The sequence below is a fragment of the Thalassospira sp. UBA1131 genome (assembly GCF_002311515.1).
Lineage (GTDB): Bacteria > Pseudomonadota > Alphaproteobacteria > Rhodospirillales > Thalassospiraceae > Thalassospira.
This window is the reverse complement of sequence record NZ_DCAO01000108.1, coordinates 1,487-2,021: the sequence shown is the minus strand read 5'-3', so window position 1 is coordinate 2,021 and position 535 is coordinate 1,487. Positions and strand designations below refer to the sequence as shown.

Annotated in this window: 2 protein-coding genes; one reads left to right on the top strand and one right to left on the bottom strand. The window is 55.3% G+C overall.

Going from position 1 to position 535, the window contains the following annotated elements:
* Positions 1-141 (top strand): VOC family protein (locus B3Z49_RS17715; RefSeq protein WP_296993269.1); only part of this gene is annotated, 141 nt, incomplete at its 5' end.
* A gap of 100 nt (positions 142-241) precedes the next feature.
* Here the strand turns inward: B3Z49_RS17715 and B3Z49_RS17710 are convergent.
* Positions 242-535 (bottom strand): citrate/2-methylcitrate synthase (locus B3Z49_RS17710; protein WP_296993258.1); only part of this gene is annotated, 294 nt, incomplete at its 5' end.

Sequence of the window (535 nt, the reverse complement as noted above, 5' to 3'; positions counted from 1 at the left end):
ACCATCAACCGTCCGCCGCGTGATGGGCGCATGGCGTTTGTTCGTTCCCCGGACGGCATTTCCATCGAGTTCCTGCAGAAAGGCGAAAGCCTCGCTCCGGCTGAACCGTGGGCCAGCATGGAAAACACCGGCAGCTGGTAAGCCAGGAAAATATCGTGGGGCAGGTTAAAGCTGCCTCACAAATACAAAAAGGCCCGGAAAATTCCGGGCCTTTTCTTTGATCTGTCGATGTCGACGCGGCTTAGCGCTTGTCGACCGGAACGAATGGACGTTCTGCAACACCGGTAAACAGCTGACGCGGACGACCGATTTTCTGAGACGGATCTTCGATCATCTCTTTCCACTGGGAAATCCAGCCGACGGTACGTGCAACAGCGAACAGCACGGTGAACATGCTGACCGGGATGCCCATCGCCTTGAAGATGATGCCCGAATAGAAGTCGACGTTCGGATAGAGTTTCTTCTCGATGAAGTACTCGTCTTCACGTGCGATGCGTTCCAGTTCCTGGGCAACGTCAAGCAGCGGGTCGCTGAT